Origin of the sequence: Streptomyces sp. NPDC060000 (assembly GCF_042737375.1) — a bacterium.
GTDB lineage: Bacteria > Actinomycetota > Actinomycetes > Streptomycetales > Streptomycetaceae > Streptomyces.
On sequence record NZ_JBHWUU010000073.1, the window covers coordinates 33063 to 49234 of the forward strand.

19 protein-coding genes and 2 pseudogenes are annotated in these 16172 nt (G+C 68.8%); 12 read left to right on the plus strand and 9 right to left on the minus strand.

Going from position 1 to position 16172, the window contains the following annotated elements; genetic code table 11:
* The first annotated feature begins 51 nt into the window (after positions 1 to 51).
* Positions 52 to 717, plus strand: a complete 666-nt coding sequence (locus tag ACFWBB_RS31990; protein ID WP_385279290.1) for a DDE-type integrase/transposase/recombinase — start codon at positions 52 to 54, stop codon at positions 715 to 717.
* A 17-nt stretch (positions 718 to 734) separates the two neighbouring features.
* Here ACFWBB_RS31990 and ACFWBB_RS31995 read toward each other — a convergent pair whose 3' ends face one another.
* Together ACFWBB_RS31995 and ACFWBB_RS32000 are read right to left on the minus strand one after the other, a co-directional pair.
* Positions 735 to 1142, minus strand: coding sequence for a hypothetical protein (locus ACFWBB_RS31995; protein ID WP_385279292.1), 408 nt, complete (start codon positions 1140 to 1142; stop codon positions 735 to 737).
* 13 nt (positions 1143 to 1155) lie between these two features.
* Positions 1156 to 1383 (minus strand): annotated as a pseudogene (locus tag ACFWBB_RS32000) (ribonuclease BN); the annotation flags it as partial.
* Positions 1384 to 1575: 192 nt separating this feature from the next.
* Here ACFWBB_RS32000 and ACFWBB_RS32005 point away from each other — a divergent pair.
* From ACFWBB_RS32005 to ACFWBB_RS32025, 5 genes and pseudogenes are all read left to right on the plus strand, one after another.
* Positions 1576 to 2286: a PRC-barrel domain-containing protein gene (locus ACFWBB_RS32005; RefSeq protein WP_385279294.1), complete on the plus strand. Its 711-nt coding sequence runs from the start codon at positions 1576 to 1578 to the stop codon at positions 2284 to 2286.
* A pseudogene (locus ACFWBB_RS32010) lies at positions 2283 to 2510 on the plus strand (hypothetical protein). Before ACFWBB_RS32005 ends, ACFWBB_RS32010 begins: the two are co-directional and overlap by 4 nt.
* On the plus strand, positions 2510 to 2779 hold the full coding sequence (locus ACFWBB_RS32015; RefSeq protein ID WP_385279296.1) for a hypothetical protein: 270 nt from the start codon (positions 2510 to 2512) through the stop codon (positions 2777 to 2779). Before ACFWBB_RS32010 ends, ACFWBB_RS32015 begins: the two are co-directional and overlap by 1 nt.
* Positions 2780 to 3134: 355 nt before the next feature.
* Entirely contained in the window at positions 3135 to 3902 is a 768-nt protein-coding gene (locus ACFWBB_RS32020; RefSeq protein WP_385279298.1) for an SDR family oxidoreductase, read from the plus strand.
* Positions 3903 to 4076: 174 nt separating this feature from the next.
* Positions 4077 to 5069, plus strand: a complete 993-nt coding sequence (locus ACFWBB_RS32025) for an RNA polymerase sigma-70 factor (RefSeq protein WP_385279300.1) — start codon at positions 4077 to 4079, stop codon at positions 5067 to 5069.
* 324 nt (positions 5070 to 5393) lie between these two features.
* Here the strand turns inward: ACFWBB_RS32025 and ACFWBB_RS32030 are convergent, their stop codons facing one another.
* On the minus strand, positions 5394 to 5675 hold the full coding sequence (locus tag ACFWBB_RS32030; protein ID WP_385279302.1) for a hypothetical protein: 282 nt from the start codon (positions 5673 to 5675) through the stop codon (positions 5394 to 5396).
* Positions 5676 to 5789: 114 nt separating this feature from the next.
* Positions 5790 to 6035: a hypothetical protein gene (locus tag ACFWBB_RS32035; RefSeq protein ID WP_385279324.1), complete on the minus strand. Its 246-nt coding sequence runs from the start codon at positions 6033 to 6035 to the stop codon at positions 5790 to 5792.
* On the opposite strand from ACFWBB_RS32035, the gene ACFWBB_RS32040 reads away from it, so the two are divergent.
* Positions 6025 to 6387, plus strand: coding sequence for a DUF6417 family protein (locus tag ACFWBB_RS32040; protein ID WP_385279304.1), 363 nt, complete (start codon positions 6025 to 6027; stop codon positions 6385 to 6387). The two genes, ACFWBB_RS32035 and ACFWBB_RS32040, sit on opposite strands and share 11 nt — an antisense overlap.
* Before the next feature lie 502 nt (positions 6388 to 6889).
* Complete coding sequence (locus tag ACFWBB_RS32045) at positions 6890 to 7291, plus strand: hypothetical protein (RefSeq protein ID WP_385279306.1); 402 nt, start codon at positions 6890 to 6892, stop codon at positions 7289 to 7291.
* A gap of 164 nt (positions 7292 to 7455) precedes the next feature.
* On the opposite strand, the gene ACFWBB_RS32050 is transcribed toward ACFWBB_RS32045, so the two are convergent.
* The gene (locus tag ACFWBB_RS32050; protein ID WP_385279308.1) at positions 7456 to 7809 is read right to left on the minus strand and encodes an ArsR/SmtB family transcription factor; all 354 of its coding nucleotides are present in this window, start codon (positions 7807 to 7809) and stop codon (positions 7456 to 7458) included.
* 169 nt (positions 7810 to 7978) lie between these two features.
* On the opposite strand from ACFWBB_RS32050, the gene ACFWBB_RS32055 reads away from it, so the two are divergent.
* Together ACFWBB_RS32055 and ACFWBB_RS32060 are read left to right on the plus strand one after the other, a co-directional pair.
* A complete protein-coding gene (locus ACFWBB_RS32055) occupies positions 7979 to 9325 on the plus strand; it encodes an aldehyde dehydrogenase family protein (protein ID WP_385279310.1) in 1347 nt (448 codons plus the stop codon).
* 501 nt (positions 9326 to 9826) lie between these two features.
* On the plus strand, positions 9827 to 10939 hold the full coding sequence (locus tag ACFWBB_RS32060; RefSeq protein WP_385279312.1) for an alkene reductase: 1113 nt from the start codon (positions 9827 to 9829) through the stop codon (positions 10937 to 10939).
* A gap of 746 nt (positions 10940 to 11685) precedes the next feature.
* On the opposite strand, the gene ACFWBB_RS32065 is transcribed toward ACFWBB_RS32060, so the two are convergent.
* Positions 11686 to 12183 (minus strand): DUF6233 domain-containing protein, encoded by a 498-nt coding sequence (locus ACFWBB_RS32065; protein ID WP_385279314.1) that lies wholly within the window; start codon positions 12181 to 12183, stop codon positions 11686 to 11688.
* Between the two features lie 299 nt (positions 12184 to 12482).
* On the opposite strand from ACFWBB_RS32065, the gene ACFWBB_RS32070 reads away from it, so the two are divergent.
* On the plus strand, positions 12483 to 13220 hold the full coding sequence (locus ACFWBB_RS32070) for a DUF4142 domain-containing protein (protein ID WP_385279316.1): 738 nt from the start codon (positions 12483 to 12485) through the stop codon (positions 13218 to 13220).
* 636 nt (positions 13221 to 13856) lie between these two features.
* Entirely contained in the window at positions 13857 to 14018 is a 162-nt protein-coding gene (locus ACFWBB_RS32075) for a hypothetical protein (protein WP_385279318.1), read from the plus strand.
* On the opposite strand, the gene ACFWBB_RS32080 is transcribed toward ACFWBB_RS32075, so the two are convergent.
* The 3 genes from ACFWBB_RS32080 to ACFWBB_RS32090 all read right to left on the minus strand — a co-directional run bounded on the left by ACFWBB_RS32080 (position 13999) and on the right by ACFWBB_RS32090 (position 15938).
* Positions 13999 to 14433, minus strand: a complete 435-nt coding sequence (locus ACFWBB_RS32080) for an SRPBCC family protein (RefSeq protein ID WP_385279320.1) — start codon at positions 14431 to 14433, stop codon at positions 13999 to 14001. The genes ACFWBB_RS32075 and ACFWBB_RS32080 overlap by 20 nt on opposite strands.
* Before the next feature lie 70 nt (positions 14434 to 14503).
* The gene (locus ACFWBB_RS32085) at positions 14504 to 15082 is read right to left on the minus strand and encodes a TetR/AcrR family transcriptional regulator (protein WP_385279326.1); all 579 of its coding nucleotides are present in this window, start codon (positions 15080 to 15082) and stop codon (positions 14504 to 14506) included.
* Between the two features lie 22 nt (positions 15083 to 15104).
* Positions 15105 to 15938, minus strand: coding sequence for an alpha/beta fold hydrolase (locus ACFWBB_RS32090; protein ID WP_385279322.1), 834 nt, complete (start codon positions 15936 to 15938; stop codon positions 15105 to 15107).
* Positions 15939 to 16172: the final 234 nt, after the last annotated feature.

The window sequence follows — 16172 nt, forward strand, 5'->3', positions numbered from 1 at the left end:
CGGTGCCGCGCCATCCTCGCCGCGGTCGACGGTGGCGCCGGCAGGCGTTCGATGACGGTCTGCGGTGGCCCCACCTCGTGCTCGTGCCTGTGGGCGATCGGCAGTAGCCGCCTCGGGACGTCACGCGCCGCTCTTTCGACCAGGTGGGGCCAGGTGGCCAAACGCGCAGAAGTGCCGCCCGCGCTGTGCACGGCCGTAGCGCAGGGTCTCGGAGCCAGGCCCGCGCACTCGAAGCCGCTCTACCTCGCGACCGTCATCGACCTGTGCTCACGACGGCTGGCCGGGTGGGCAATCGCTGACCACATGCGGACCGAACTCGTCATCGACGCCCTTGCGACAGCCCAGCAGACCCGCAGAAACCTGGCCGGAGCGGTGCTGAAACCTGGCCGGAGCGGTGCTGCACACGAGCACGGATCCCAGTACACGAGCAGAGCATTCGCTGAAATCTGCTGCTCAGCAGGGGTTCGGCAGAGCATGGGCGCGGTCGGCTCCAGCGCGAACAACGCCGCCGCCGAGTGGATCAACGCAGCCTTCGAGAGGGAGACGCTCAAGGGCCGCAAAGGCTGGTTGAGCGAGAGTAAAGCGCGACTCGACGTCTTCCGCTGGCTGGCCCGATACAACACCCGCCGCAGGCACTCCCGCCTCGGTCGGCGGTCTCCGGTCGCCTACGAAATCGACTTCCGAGCGACAGCAATCGCCCTGGCCCGAGCCGCATAGACGCCATCAGAAACGACCTAGTAGGCGTGCACTCCGACCACCCGCAGCAGCCGGATCGCCGCGACCCGTTGGTGGCGCGGACGGTCGTCGGCCAGGAGCTCGTGCAGCAGCTCTTGCGGTACGCGGTCGGACCACGGCAGCAGAACCTCGGTCGACTGCCGGACCACTGCCGCCGACGGGTCGTCCAGGAGCGGTCGTACGTCGTCGACGCGCACCGCCTCCAGCGCTCGCAGTCCCGCCACCGCGCAGGCGCGCACCCCGGGGGCCGAGTGCGCGAGCAGCGCCCGGACCAGGTCCGCGTCCTCGCGAACCCCGCACTCGCCGAGGCCCACTGCGGCTGCGGCTGCGGCTGCGGGTCGGGCTGCGGGGTCGGCGCACAGCGCACGGTACAGCGGTGCCGGGTCGCTACCGCCCTGCCGCAGCACCCACCGGGCGCTAATAGGTCAGCGCCGCGGCCCGGTCGGCCAGCTCATCCTTCTTGAACTCCTTCAGGGTGCCTTTCAGCACCGCCACCCAGGAGCCCTTCGGCAGGTCCGTCGGAGTGTCCGGCGCCTGCTCCTCCACCTGCTCATCCGGCCCGGCACCCGTCCCCCGCCCGGCCTCGACCTCCTGGTCGGCCGCCGCGTGCCCGCCGTGCCTTCCATGGCGTTTCACCGTTCGCACCATGTCGTACGGGTAGCCGGACGTACACACCCCACACACGCATCCATGACAAAAGCGAAGATTTGCGTGTTCTGTCGCATTTTATGGTTAGCCGGACGAGGAGGCCCATGGAAAGGGAGCGCGATGATCAACAGAGAGCAGACGAACGGTTGTCGGATAGGTAACCGGTAATCACACAGGGAAGTGGGAGGAGAGATGATCACGCGAGAGCAGATCCCGACAGTGCTGGATCATCCGGTCTACGACGCCGAGGGCAACAAGATCGGCGACGCCAAGCACGTCTTCCTCGACGATGTCACCGGTCGTCCCGAGTGGGTGAGCGTCAAAACGGGCCTGTTCGGCACCAGCGAGTCCTTCGTGCCCATCCAGGACGCCGCAGTGGTCGCGGACCACCTGGAAGTGCCCTACTCCAAGGACAAGGTCAAAGACGCGCCCAACGTCGACGTCGACGCAGGCGGCCACCTGTCCGTACAGGAGGAGCACCACCTGTACGAGTATTACGGCCTTGCCTGGGACGCCGCCTGGCAGCAGGCCAACCAGCCAGGTGAAGGCGGCTGGGCTCACGCCGGTGCCACGACTTCTCCCGACACCACTACTGCCGGCGCGCCGGAGATCCGCTACGAGGACACCACCGCGTCGGGCATCGCCCGCAGCGGCGAAGAGCACCCCGACACCGCCACCCCGCAGAGCGGCTACGACGACACCACCGCGTCGGGCATCGCCCGCAGCGGCAAGGAGCAGGAGGAGGACACCATCTCCGCCGGCTCCGACAGCCCCAGGGACCGCGAGGCGTCCACGGGCGTCGACGAGCCGATGCGCGACACGGAACGCGGAGAGGCCGAACGGGCCAGGTTGCGCCAGTACTACATCACCGACGAACAGCAAGGCCGCTCCGATATGCCGTGAAGGATCCCCGCGGAGCTGGGGCCCGGCAGCAGTTGGAACCCGCGGTCGCCGATGCAGTGCGCGCCTGAGCGGCCAAGACGCGTGCCGACGCTGATCGGTTCGCCGCCGTCCTGGAAGACGTCGCCGCCCACGGGCTGCCCGCGGTGGAGACCTGCACGCCGTGGGAGGAACTGCGCGAGGCCCACCTCACCCGTCTTACCGGCCAGCGTCAGTCCGTCGCCTGATGACACTGCCGCACGGCCTCCGCCGCGCCAGTATCGCCTTCTCCGACGCAGCCGCCAAGCAGCTGGAGACCATCATCAGCGAGACCGAACTCCACGCCCTGGACCGCGCCCTGGTCGTCATCTCCGTCGACCCCGACATCGGCGACGCGATCCCCGGCGACACGACCGGTCCCCGGCTGCGCCAGTACACCGACGAACTCGAGGCCGTGCGCATCCTGTTCGTCACCGCGCTGCGCACCGTGGTGGTCGTCGCATACATCGAGGTGTAGGGCGACGCCGTCCTGCAGTAGGGGCGGACGGTGCGGCGGCCTCTCCTGAGCCGAAGCACGAGATTTGTCACCTTCCGGACGGGGCGAGCCGGCGGTTTGGGTCTCGTGAAGCAAGCTGGTTGTCACCAATGAGGCATTCCGCTTGTCACTGACGGCCATTGTGCAGCCTTTCTGTCACCGGTTTCTGCTTCGGGAACCTCGCAGGCGAGCAGACCGTCCTGCCTGGCTCTGGCATAGGTCGCCCCGGCCGAAAACAGTTGATTCTGTCCGCGTGTCAGAGACGGCCGGGCTGTCTCGTCTCAGGTTGCGAAGACAGGTTCTGAGAAGAGCCCACCTCGACAACAGGGAGCTGGTCATGAGCGAGCGGATGACACATCAGAAGGTCGCGCTGGTTACCGGGGCGAACAAGGGGATCGGTCGTGGGGTTGCCGAGCAACTCGCTGCGCTGGGCATGACGGTCCTGATCGGCGCCAGAGACCTGCGGCGCGGCGAGGAATCCGCTGCGACGGTGCGCGCGGCCGGCGGCGACGCGCACGCGGTCACCTTGGACGTCACCGACCAGGCCACCGTTCAGGAGGCGGCGAAGCAGGTTGAGGAGCGCTTCGGCTACCTCGACGTGCTGATCAACAACGCCGGCATCACCGGCTCCGGGCAGGTCTCGCCCGACGAGGCCCACGACCAAGTCCCCAGCTCTGTCGACTTGGACATGGTCCGGGCGGTGTTCGAGACCAACGTCTTCGGAGTGATCGCGGTGACCAACGCCATGTTGCCGCTGCTGCGGCGGTCACCGGCGCCACGCGTCGTCAACGTCAGCAGTCACGCCGCGTCGTTGAGTCTCACCAGCGATCCGGACGGCCCCTTCGCAGCACTGCTGCCGTCGGCTGCATATTCGCCGTCCAAGAGCGCACTGACCGCGCTGACCGTGCAGTACGCCAATGAGCTGCGGAAGGACGGCATCCTCGTCAACGCAGTCGCCCCCGGCTTTGTCGACACGGACAGCAACAACCACACCGGATTCCTTACGGTCACGCAGGGCGCCGCAGTAGTGGTGCGCTTGGCCACGCTCGGCGCGGACGGCCCGACCGCCGGATTCTTCAGTGAGGAGGGCTCAGTGCCCTGGTGATGCCGGCCCAGGACAGCGGTGCGTTCTCCGGGCCGGGCGCCAAAGCCGGTCCGGAGGTGCCCGGCCCTGCTACCGGCCACACAACAGGCAGTGGTCATTGATAGCCGAGGGGCGCGGCTCCCCCATCTGGGAGCCGGCGCCACCCCGGCGGCAGAGATTCGAGGAGGAATCAGCATGACCAAGACCGAAGAGTTCCAGGAGCAGCAGCCGCTGCTGTTCTCGATCGCCTATCGGATCCTGGGCAGTGTGAGCGAGGCTGAGGACGCGGTCCAGGAGACCTGGCTGCGCTACCAGGCCACCTCCACCCGGCCCGGGTCAGCCAAGGCTTTCTTGTCGACAGTGGTCACTCGGATCTCGATCGACGTACTGCGCTCGGCCCGCGTCCGGCGGGAGGAGTATGCCGGACCGTGGCTCCCCGAACCGCTGTTGAGCGATCCGTACGAGGATCCGGCGCGGTCGGCGGAGCTGGCGGACTCGCTATCGATGGCGGCTCTGCTCCTGCTGGAGAGACTCACCCCGCTTGAGCGCGCCGTCTTCGTGTTGCGGGAGGTGTTCGCCTTCGGCTTCCCGGAGATCGCATCGGTCGTGGGGCGATCGGAAGTGGCGTGCCACCAGCTCGCGGTGCGGGCGCGCCGTCACATGGATGCGGGCCGGGCCCGGTTCGAGGCCGACCGGAAGGAGCGCGAGGAACTCGCCGAACGCTTCTTTGATGCCTTTCGGGAAGGGGATGTCGACGGGCTGGCCGAGCTGCTGGCCGCCGACGTTCAGATGATCGGCGACAGTGGCGGCAAGGCCCCGCAATTCAAGCCGGTCGTCCTCGGTGCCGGGCACGTGGTCCGGGTGCTCGCGGCGTTCGTGCCGTTGGTTATCAGGGGCGGTGGCGTCGTGGAGCCGCAGCAGGTGAACGGCCAGCCAGGTGCGATCTTCCGCGACCGGGACGGCCAGGTCCTCAGCACCTGGGCGCTCGCTGTACTCGACGGGCAGATCCAGACGATCCACACGGTGAACAACCCCGATAAGCTCGGGCACGTCGGTCCCGTAGCGGACGCCTGGGTGGCTCTTCGCGAGGCGAACCGGGCACACCAGCCCCAAAGATTGATCGAAGAGCCGGCTGCGCTCCAGGGCTGGGATGCAGGGGCCCAGGCCGACACCGGTGGGTCGGCATAACGGAGTTGCCCGGGCTGCCCCCCTACGGGTTGGCCGCGATGGGCGGCATCAAAAGGCCATCTTGGTTGGCACCTGTCCGGGAAGCTCGAACCGGTTGCCACCGACACTCAGGGCGTCCTCGCTGGTCACCCGAGTCCACCGACCACGCGTCTGGTATTTGACGGCCGTCGGTGTCAGTCGCCTCGATCAGGTGCCACTATCTCAAAAGGTCGCCCATCGACGGACCCACTAGCGGCTCATGGTGACAACAGGCCTGCTTTTCGTGACAACTATCGCGCTTCGGCTCATCTCCCCGTCCGGGCGCTGTCGTGTGTGCGGTGTGGGTCAGAAGCTGACGTCGATGTAGTCGATGTCGTTGAGTTCGACTTCGAGGTGGTCGGCGCGGCGGCCGCCGTCCTTGCAGGAGATCTCCTGGAGCCCTTCGGCGACGATGCCGCGCAGTTGCGCGTCGCCGGCTCCGGCGTCGCGGGGGTCGAAGAGCCGCTGCGCGTACTGCGGGGGAGGTGGACGGTGAGGCGGCGGTAACGTCCGTCGTCGGCCCCTCCCGGCATCGGATGCAGGGTGGCGGCCCGCACCTGAGTCGGCCAGCCTGGCGGAGGTCCTCACTCCACACCGATCGGCCGAGCGCTCGGGGCAGGGGGATGAGCAGTCCTACTTCTTCGACACGTTGGCCTACCAGCGGGCGAAGGATGTGGCCGGGCTGATGCCGAAGTCGATCGATCAGCTCCCAGCCCCGACGCCGGCGTCGCCTGCGGTGGCAGGAAACAGACGCTGCACGGCAGCGACGACGGCGGCGCGGCGGGCTGCCGGGGAGGGGTCGCGGGCCTGGTCGGCCGCCGCGTCCACGAGGTCGAGTTGGCCGGCCCAGGCCGTGGCGAGCTGGCTGACGAAGACGAGGATGTCGATGGAGTCCCAGGCGGGATCCAGGTGACCGGCCTCCTGCTGGGCGGTCCGCTTGTCGGCGATCGGGCACGACCTGCTCGCCTACGCCGGGGTCCGGCCGACTCCGATGTCCCTGGGACCGGAGGCAGCGCCGGGCCAGCGGTTGGTGGAGCTGGCGCCGTCCCAGGTGACAGCGCTGCGGGTGTTCGTCGGCCTGGCCGGCGAGCTGAAGTCACCGCCCGCGACAGGCCTTGCCGAGCAGGTCCGTACGGCCGTGTACGACCGGGGCGCGAGAAGGTGGCGGCTGCATCTGACGCAGGAGCAGATGGAGTCGGTGGCCTACGGGTTCTGGCTGCACCGACTGACCGGGTCCGCGGCAGAGGCCAACCGCTTCGGCCGTGACTACAGAGTCCATTACTCCCTGGGCTCGGAGTAAGGACAGTCCGGCTGCCATCTCGTGAAGGTGCCGGTGCGGCGCAGGCTCGAGTCGGGTGCCGGTGGCGACACGGCTTCCCCAGGTTCTCGCGCTGTCCGACCCCCGACGCCGGCCGGACGGACACTCCGCGACTGTGGATCAGCGGGTGCGCCGGGTCGGCGCTGCCGAATCCGCCAGATGATGCACCCGGTCCCGCCCGCGCCCACGGTACCGGCGACGCCCCGGACTCTGAACGGCCCCCGTCCTGGAACGCTGCCAGCCGGCTGACGGCCGGCTCTGACCGGTCCCGCAGGTGCGGAAGCCGAAGCCCGGCTCGCCGAGCTCGTCCGCCACACGGTCTTCGACGGCCAGGTCGTCACCGACGAATCCCGCCTGCGCCGCATCCTGGCCCGTCACACCCTGGCCGCCGACGACCGTCTGCCCCGTACGTCCGTCACCGCCTTGAGGAACAGCACCGTGCCACCGCCGCGTTCCTCACTCGCCACGCCCCGGAGATCGCCGAGTGAAACGCGCCCTGCCCGGCACCGACACCGTCAAAGCCGCCATCGATACCGTCCTTGCCGAGGCCGCAGCCCGCGGACGGCGCCCCACCGTGACCGCGATCGAGCGGCTTCTGGACATCCCGCACGCCACCTTCCACCGGCACTACGCCGATCTGATCGACGTGCACTTCCGGTCCCGCATCCCGGCGCCAGCCCAGCCTGCGACGCCGACGGAACCCTCCGGATCCGACGCGCGTACCGAAGCCAACCTGAGCCGGCTACGGAAGGAGAACACCGACCTGCGCCGCACCCTCGCCCTGTACGAGGAGGCCATCCGCCAGCTGGCCCTCGAAAACGACGCCCTGCGCAGCGGCGGCACCGTTCTTCCACTGCCTGCCCGCAGCACGCCCGCGCCGTCCTGAATCCGACACCGCCCCCGGAGGCGTCTGGCGCGCCTTGCTGGGGCACCGGTTACTGCCGCTCGGCGCCAGGGGTGTTGTTCGACGTGATCGATGCCAACCGTAAGCAGGACGCCTGGCTGCGGTGGGTCCGGTTCGTCGCGGCCACGGAGGGGTGCCCCGGAGGGTCAGGCGCACTCGGTGTTCACGTAGGGCTCCACGCGGCCGACGCTCTCCTTGAGGACGAGGTCGAGCAGTCCGGGGAAGCGCTGGTCCAGTTCTTCCTTGCGCAGAGTGTTGAAGCGGCGGGTGCCGACGTCGTGCTGCCGGATGAGACCGGCCTCGCGCAGGACGCGGAAGTGGCGGGTGAGTACGGACGCGGTGACGTCCTGCGTGAAGCCGCTGCAGGCCAGTCCGGGGGAGACGGAGAGGGTGACGACGATGGTGAGCCGGGTTTCGTCGGTCAGCGCGCTCATGATCTTGAAGAGGTCGAGGTCGTCCGTGTCGGGGTGGACGAGGGGGGATGAGGTGCGACTGGCCATGAGGGAAGAATATCCCCCGCCCCATGTTCGCGCTAACGCGTACATGGGTTACAGTGAAGGCACGGATTGACCCTTCATCCGTCATCCACCGGGTTGCCCATCACCGGTACTACGGCATGCCACGAACGCCTTTGACGGCGCGGCCTGCATCAAGAGCGGAGCACACCCCATGACCACAACACAGGCGACCGAGTCGAGGACGCACCGGACCGAAACGGCCGCGGAGGTGGTGGGCCGCCTTCGTGCGACGTTCAACACCGGCGTGACCCGCGGGCTGGACTGGCGCGTCAGCCAGTTGCGGCGGCTGCGGGCCCTGCTGGTCGAGAACGAGCAGGAGCTGATCGAAGCGCTCTGGGCGGACCTGAGGAAGAACGCCGCCGAGGCCAAGACTCAGGAGATCGACTTCACCGTCGCCGACATCGACGAGGCACTGGCGAATCTCGAGAACTGGCTTGAGCCTCGCCCGGTGGAGGTTCCTGCCCACTTCGGTCCCACGACAACGGCCTACACCACGTACGACCCGCTCGGGGTCGTCCTGGTGATCGCCCCGTGGAACTTCCCGCTGCACCTTCTCATCGACCCCATCATCGGCGCGCTGGCCGCCGGGAACACCGTGGTGGCCAAGCCGAGCGAGATGTCGGTGCACACTTCGGCGGTCGCTTCGCGGCTCCTGCGTGAGTACTTCGACGCCGACGTGCTCACCGTGGTCGAGGGGGGCGCCGAGGAGACCACGGCCCTCCTGGCGCAGCGTTTCGACCACATCTTCTACACCGGCAATGGCGCGGTCGGCCGGATCGTCATGGCCGCGGCAGCCAAGAACCTCACCCCGGTCACGCTTGAACTCGGGGGCAAGTCGCCGGTCTTCGTGGCGCCCGACGCCGACGTGGACGAGACCGCGAAGCGGCTGGTCGGCGCCAAGTTCGGCAACGCGGGGCAGCAGTGCATAGCCCCTGACTACGTTCTGGCCGATCCTGCCACCGCTGCCGCACTGGTTCCCGCCCTGCGTGCGGCGGTCGAAGCTCAGTTCGGCTCCACTCCGCAGACCGCAGCCGACTTCGGCCGGATCATCAACGAGCGGCATTTCGACCGGCTCACCCGTCTGCTGGATTCCGGCCGGGCGGCGGTGGGAGGCCGGCACGACCGTGACGACCTGTTCATCGCACCGACGGTGCTCACCGATGTCGACCCCGCATCGCCGGTCATGCAGGAGGAGATCTTCGGTCCGATCCTCGCCGTCGTCGAAGTCGAAGACCTCGATGCCGCTATCGCCTTCATCAACGAACGCGAAAAGCCCCTCGCGCTCTACGCCTTCACCACGTCCGAGGCCACCAAGTCGCGCCTCGTGAATGAGACGTCCTCCGGCGGCGTCGCCTGGGGCCAGCCGGTGATGCAGCTGCTCATGCCGGGACTGCCTTTCGGTGGCGTCGGCGAAAGCGGCATGGGCCGGTACCACGGCCGGTACTCCCTCGAGACGTTCAGCCACCTCAAGGCCGTCGCGGACGTGCCGCTCAACTAGGCCCGCGCCTTCGTGGAGCGCGCTGTCCGATGGGCGATCGGCCGGCGGAAGTGCCTCAGGCCGGTGAGAATGAGGAGCGCTGAGATCGCTGTTCCCGCCACCGCCGAAAAACGCGTTCCAGGTGAAGCCGTGTATCGGTCCTCTTCGCCGAGGCGCGTCGAGGGAGCCGGTCGCGGCGCGGCCTGCAGACACCGATCCGTACCGACTCCGGCGGCGGCACCCATGACTCGTCACCTGGCTTACTGCTGATCGTGCGCAAGGGGCGAACGCCCGTACTCCGGCGGGCAGTTGCGCTTGACCGGCGCCGGCGCCGGCGCCGACGGCATGCGGCTCTCACCGCGTTCGCCGCCAACACCACCCACACCCCGATCGCGGTCATGGAACCGCGTCACCGTCAGCGGGCCACGCCTGCCCGAGGACCGCATCCGCGCCTCCGCCGGGACACCCTGCGTCGCAGACCTTCATCCCGTTTTCCTTCGTGTTGCAGAAAGAAAGAAACCCATGACTGTCAACATTTCAGAAGTTTCGCCCGTTCCCCCGCTTTTCTCCCCCGTCTCCCTCGGGAAGATCGAGCTCGCCAACCGCATCGTCATGGCACCGCTGACCCGGGTCCGGGCCGGTTCCTCCGGCATTCCCGGGGACCTGATGGCCGAGTACTACCGGCAGCGGGCGAGCGTCGGAATGATCATCACCGAGGGCACCTACCCCGACCACGCGTCGCAGGGGTATGTCGGTGAGCCGGGCATCGCCACCGACGAGCAGGCGGCCGGCTGGCAGCGGGTGTTCGAGGCGGTGCACGCCGAGGGCGGCCGCATCGTCCTGCAGATCATGCACGCCGGCCGCGGCACCCACCCCGACATCAACGGCGGCCGCCGCATCCTCGCCCCCAGCGCGATCGCCATCGACGGCAAGACGTTCACCGAGAAGGGCGAGCAGCCCTACCCCGTACCGGAAGCGATGACCACCGCGGAGATCCGGGCAGCCCTGGAGGACTTCGTCGCCGCGGCCCGCCGGGCCATCGAGGCGGGAGCGGACGGCGTGGAAATCCACGGCGCCAACGGCTACCTGCTCCAGGAGTTCCTCTCCCCGGCGGCCAACCAGCGCACCGACGAGTACGGCGGCTCGCCGCACAACCGCGCCCGCTTCGTCGTCGAGGTCGTCACGGCGGTCGCCCAGGCCGTCGGTGCCGAGCGGGTCGGGCTGCGGATCTCGCCGGAGGTCGACCTCGGGGACGTCTTCGAGACCGACCGGGACGACGTCCTGGCCACCTACGGCACCCTGATGGACCAACTGCGCCCGCTGGGCCTGGCCTACCTCTCCGTACTGCACGCCGAGCCGGGCGGCGACCTTGTACAGGAGCTGCGGCGGCGCTTCGACGGCAAGCTGATCGTCAACAGCGGCCCCTTCGGGGGGCAGACCACCCGCGAGCAGGCGCTCCAGCACATCGAGGCCGACCACGCCGACGCCGTGGTCGTGGGCCGGGCCCTCATCGCCAACCCCGACCTGGTCGAGCGCTGGCAGGGTGGCCACCCGGAGAACGAGCCGCGCCCGGAACTGTTCTACGGGCCGGGCGCCGAGGGCTACACCGACTACCCCTTCCTCGAAGCGGCTTGAGGCCCACGGTCACGCCTGTCCATGCGGCAGCCCCACTCACACATGGACAGGCGCCCGACCGGCGACACCGCGCCCGCCCCTTTGAGCCCGCGGTCACACCGGCGATCACCGGCTCGAGGACCGTCGGGTCCGGCAGGGCGTTGACGGTCCGCAAGTTCCTGGTCAGCAGCCTGCGTTCGGTGACCTCGTCGAGCACATCGCTCTCGTGCGCGGCCTTCGGCCACAGCTGACGCCTATGACAGTTTTCCGGCGGCGGCCCATTTACCAGGTCCGCCTTCCGTGAGGGAGTCCTTCGCCGATATCCGTCCCCGCTGTACACCGGCGCCCATACCGTCCAGCCCGAACGCTGGGAACGGGGGTGCCGAGAGGGGCTGTCGGTGGGCGGGATCTGGGTCTGGACGGGGTGGTGGACTACTTCACCCTGTCCTGTGACGAGGCGGGCTGGTTACGGAACAAAGGCGGCGCCACCAGGCTGGGCTCGCCGTCCAGCTGAAATTTTGCGGCGGCGACTCGGAGGTGGTTCACGAGTTACTTGGCACCTGATTCGCCGCTCGTTAACGGCTCCCCAACCGACGCCACCACTGGTCCAGGGCCCTTCACGCCGGAGGGCCCTGAGCCATGCCTGCAGTGGACAACGGACAGAACGAAACCCCATCCATGTCACCGGAGTTCTCTTCCACCGGACGGCCGTGGCGTTCGGGCGTACTCCGGGACGGTCCGGCACTCGGTGGTGGGCGTGCTGACCGTCAGGCGCGGGTGCTGGTGAATCGGGCGGTCGGTCCCCAGCCTTCCAGGACGTGTGCCAGGCACCACTGGCAGAGGGGGCTGCCTCCGTGGCCGTACTTGGGTGTCTTGCTGGCAGGTGGCACAAGGGCTGACCTGGCTGCCCAGACAGGCGAACGCGGACGGGTCAGGGTCTGCGATCGGAGGCGGGGCGCTGAGGTGCTCATGGTGCTGGTGTCCTTGCGGCAGGGGACGGGGGCCGGGGTGGTGCCGCGGGGTAAGCCGGGGATGTCGAGTTGGGTGTCGGGGCGGCAGTGGGCGCAGGGACGCAGGCCTCCGGCGAGGAGGCGGCGGGCTTCGTCGCGGCCGACGGGACGCCGCCGCTCGCCCGCCATATGACAGTCACCGGCATGGACCTGGATCGGCGGGCGTCCGGCGCCGATGCCCAGCTCGACCGTCCACTGCGGCGGCTGGGGACGGCGGCGCCGCCCCTGCTCGGTCTCAGCCTGCCGCTGCTGCACGGCGGCGATCTTCGCATCGATGCGGGTCAGCCACAGCGTGTGCCACGCCCGAGCGTCTCCAGACGCGGCAGGTCCTCCGGCAGGTCTTCGAACACCAATTTGATTCTAGGTGTACGGGTTTGCCGGTTCGACTGTGGGGACCTCAGAGACTCCTCCTGTGCCCTGCCTGTGAAGCTGTTGCTTGGTCTGGTGAGCCGAAAGGGTGTCGCGCGCGTAGTTCTCTTCGTCTGCTCCCCATCGGGTGGGCAGGTCAGCGGATTTCCTGACGGGCAGGAGGAATGGTGCAACTTTCGCGGAACATGGTGGGCACTGTTGTCGTAGGGGGCGCCCTGGCCCTGACGCTGGGTGCTCTCGCCTACCCGTCGATGCTCGGACTGGACACCGTGTCGACCTCGGGCGACCGGATCATCGCCAACACCCAGTGGGGGCCGTTCACCGAGGGCGACCGGGCCTTCGTCGTGGCGGTGCGGGCGGCCGGTCTGTGGGAGCATCCGGTCGGGCTGATCGGGCTGCAGAAAGGGCAGAGCAAGGGAGTTATCACCGCCAGTCAGCACCTGGTCGACGGACATGCGGCGCTGGACGAGTCCTGCCGCAAGATCGCGCCGCTGCTGAACGTGACCCTGCCCAACATCGCCAGTCCGCAGCAGGAAGGTTTCGTCAACACCCTCAAGGCGGACCAGGGCAAGCAGTTCGACGTCGACTTCGCCAACATCCTGCGCATGACGCACGGGTCGATCTTCAACACGGTGGCGAAGGTCCGCTCGACGACGAAGAACACGCTGGTGCGCGCGCTGGCCGACCAGGCCAACGACACCGTCCTGGACCACATCACGGTGATGGAGCAGACCGGTCTGGTCGACTTCGACACCACGCTGTTCACCCAGACCACCCCGCCGAAGCTGCCCAAGTCGGACATGACCCCGCCGGTCCCGCCCGCCGGTCAGCCGCTGGTTGTTCTTCCCCCGCCGGCGAACGCCACGTCCACCCCGGTGGACCTGGGCCCGGCCATGAACGGCCCGGCCGCAGGCGGCGGATAGACCTGCAAACGACGCACCTATTCCCCCTGTAGAGCGGTCCGTCCAGGCGACGTTGGCCGGACCGCTCCTGTGCCCGGTGAGGTGGGTGGCATACGGCTCACGCGCGGGCCGAGCCATGCACTGTCTACCGGACGCCGACAGCCGAGACCACGACGGCATGTCGGGCACCGCCCGGCGGGTGATCTGGTGCCGGATGTGTGAGCGCCGGTCATGACGAGGCGTCGCGTCATGACTGGAGCGGTGTCCAGGAACTCCCGGATGGCGAAGGCGACCAGCACGATCACCGCCGTCCAGATAACGACCGCCATGGTCGGGTAGCTCCAGGTGAACAGGACGATCGCGGCCATCGCGTGGATCGCCGCGCCGATCCACGGCTTGAAACGGTGGACGAACAGGCCCACCACGCCCAGGCGCAGCCTTGCTTGAGCGGCCACGTCCCGGCCCGCCCCGATGCCCGTGCTGCAGAAGTGGCGAATGAACACGGCGGGCCGGGAGGGGCCGACGCAGAATGCACCGCGGGCGGTGACCAGGGACCAGGGCACCGAGCGCCCGAATGCTGGAGCGCAGAAATTTCACGAGTGAGTCGTAGATGGCGCCCGCGGCGTCCGCGTGCGTTCCCGGCGGGAGGTGGTCCAGATGCTCCGCGCGGAAGACGGTGAGGGTCACTCCGAGGAGTACGCCGACAAGCACCATGGCGAGGAAGACCCCGATCAGCGCTCGCCGGCGGTGGGAGGCCAGGAACAGAAGGATCGCGTCGTCCTGGCAGGTGAGGGCGTCGTCAGCGTGTGCTGTCGGTGAGGCCTTCCACCCACTGCTTGAGGCCCGTGTTGAACGCGGCGTACCCGTCGTGCTTGGGCGTCTTGAGGAACCGCCTGGTCAGGGTGGTCAGGGCGCCGGAGAATTCCTCGCGGTTGGTCAGGCGGGTAGTGCCGTCGTGATTGAGGGAGAGGACGAAGGAGTGCTGGCCGTGGAAGAGCCGCTTCGTGCCGAGCGTGCCTGCCCACCGCAGCTCCTGGCCGGGGGTCGCGACGGTGACCGTGGGCCTGAAGGTCATGCCCGGCATGCGCATGGTGAGCCTGCTTCCCACTTGAGCGGTTCCCTCGGCTGCGGTGAAGTTGCTCCACTCGCCGTAGGTGGCGAAGTCGGTGAGGACGTCCCACACCTCTTCCGGGGTGGCGTCGATGTCTATGACGGCGGTGAGCACTGCGTCCATGACGGCTTTCCACTTCTGGCGGGCGGGCGGGGGCGGGGACGAGAGGTTGGCGGTCCGGCGAGCATGTGGTCTACCGGTGTTGGTCGGCGGGGTCTGCGGCGGCGGAGTCTGTGTCCGCGGCGGAGCGAAGGCCCCGGTCGACGAGGTCGATGAGATATTCGAAGCTCTCGCCGACGTCGGTGGACCACTGGAATCCGCCGGATGCCTGCAGGTTGGCGAAGCCGTGGAAGACGCTGCGCACTGCCCGCAGCGCGTGGGTCATGTCCTGCGGGGGGATGTCGTATCCCCGCAGTACCGCTTCGAAGGGGCCGATCCCTCGTCTGCCGGCGAGCATGATCGGGTCGTCGGGACCGGTCGGCGTGAGGCCGAGGGTGGCCGCGTAGCGGCCGGGGTGGGTGAGTACGAAGTCGCGGAGCGCGCCGGCCGCGGCGGCGAGGGCGTCGCGGCCGGCGCGGCCCTGGATGGCCGTGCCGATCGCGGTGCCGGCCTCGTCGAGGGCGAGCGCCGCGATGCGCCGGTGGAGGTCTTCCTGGCTGGCGATGTGCTTGTAGAGCGAGGGGGCGCGCACTCCGAGCCGCTCGGCCAGCCGGCCCATGGTCAGCTCGCTGAAGCCGATCTCGTCGGCGAGCTCGGCGGCGGCGGCGACGATCGTGGCCGCGTCCAGGCCTGCCCTAGGCACCGACACCGGCCAGGAAGGTCAGGACCGCGGTGAGGGTCTGCTGGGGGAACTGGACGTGCGGGTAGTGACCGGCCCCCTCGATCATCTGCAGCCGGCCCAGGCCGGTCGGCAGGTCGGCGACGATCGCCTCGCCCTCGGCCTGTGGCGAGGCCCAGTCGGGGTCGAGGGTGCCCTGCACGATGAGCACCGGGCAGGTGACGTTGCCCAGCTGCTCACCGGCATCTGCGGGGGAGATCCTGCCCATCGCCTGCAGGACCTTCATCCGGCCGGGCTCTTCCAGCATCGCGGTGATCTGCCCCATGCGCGTGTCCCAGTCCGCGGGCTTGTTGCCGGGGTAGGCGGCGTCCAGGTACTTGGCCCACTGCCGGGTGCTGCCGAGGATGGTGGTGCCCATGAGATGGGTCGCGCCGCGGCGGTAGCCGGCCACTCGCAGGTCACCGAGCCGGACCTGCTGCTTGCGGGTGAAGGGCGCGAGCTCGACCGCCGCGGTGATGAGCTCCGGGGCCTTGGCCGCGGCGATCGTGACCGCACCGCCGGCGATGGAGTGGCCGACGAGTACCGCCGGTCCGCCGAGGTGCTTCACCAGGGCGATCAGGTCCCCCGCGAGGTCGGTGCGGGTGTAGGACGCCCACCCGACGCTGGACTCACCGTGGCCGCGCAGGTCCACCGCGGCGACCCGGTACCCGGCTTCCACCAGGGCGGGGGTGAAGAACCGGTAGGCCTCGCGACTGTCGCCCATGCCGTGGGCGACCACCACCAGCGGTCCGTCGACTCCGCTGACCTCGTACGCGATGGTCCCACCGTTGACGTTCAGGAACTCGGTCACGACTACCTCCGTGTGGCCTGCTAGCCCGGTGGCTAACTGCGTTAACTGAAAGCTATCAGCTTTAGCTTAGGAGTCAATCCCGCCGATGGAGCTGCGGGCCAGGCTGAGCCACACATGGAGGCCACGGGCTATGCCACCTTGTGACGGGTCGTTGGGTCTGCGGTGGTCGGGTTGTTATGGCTTGCTGTTTTGTGTTTCTGGTGGGGATTTGGGTGTGTGGTGTGGGCGTCAGGG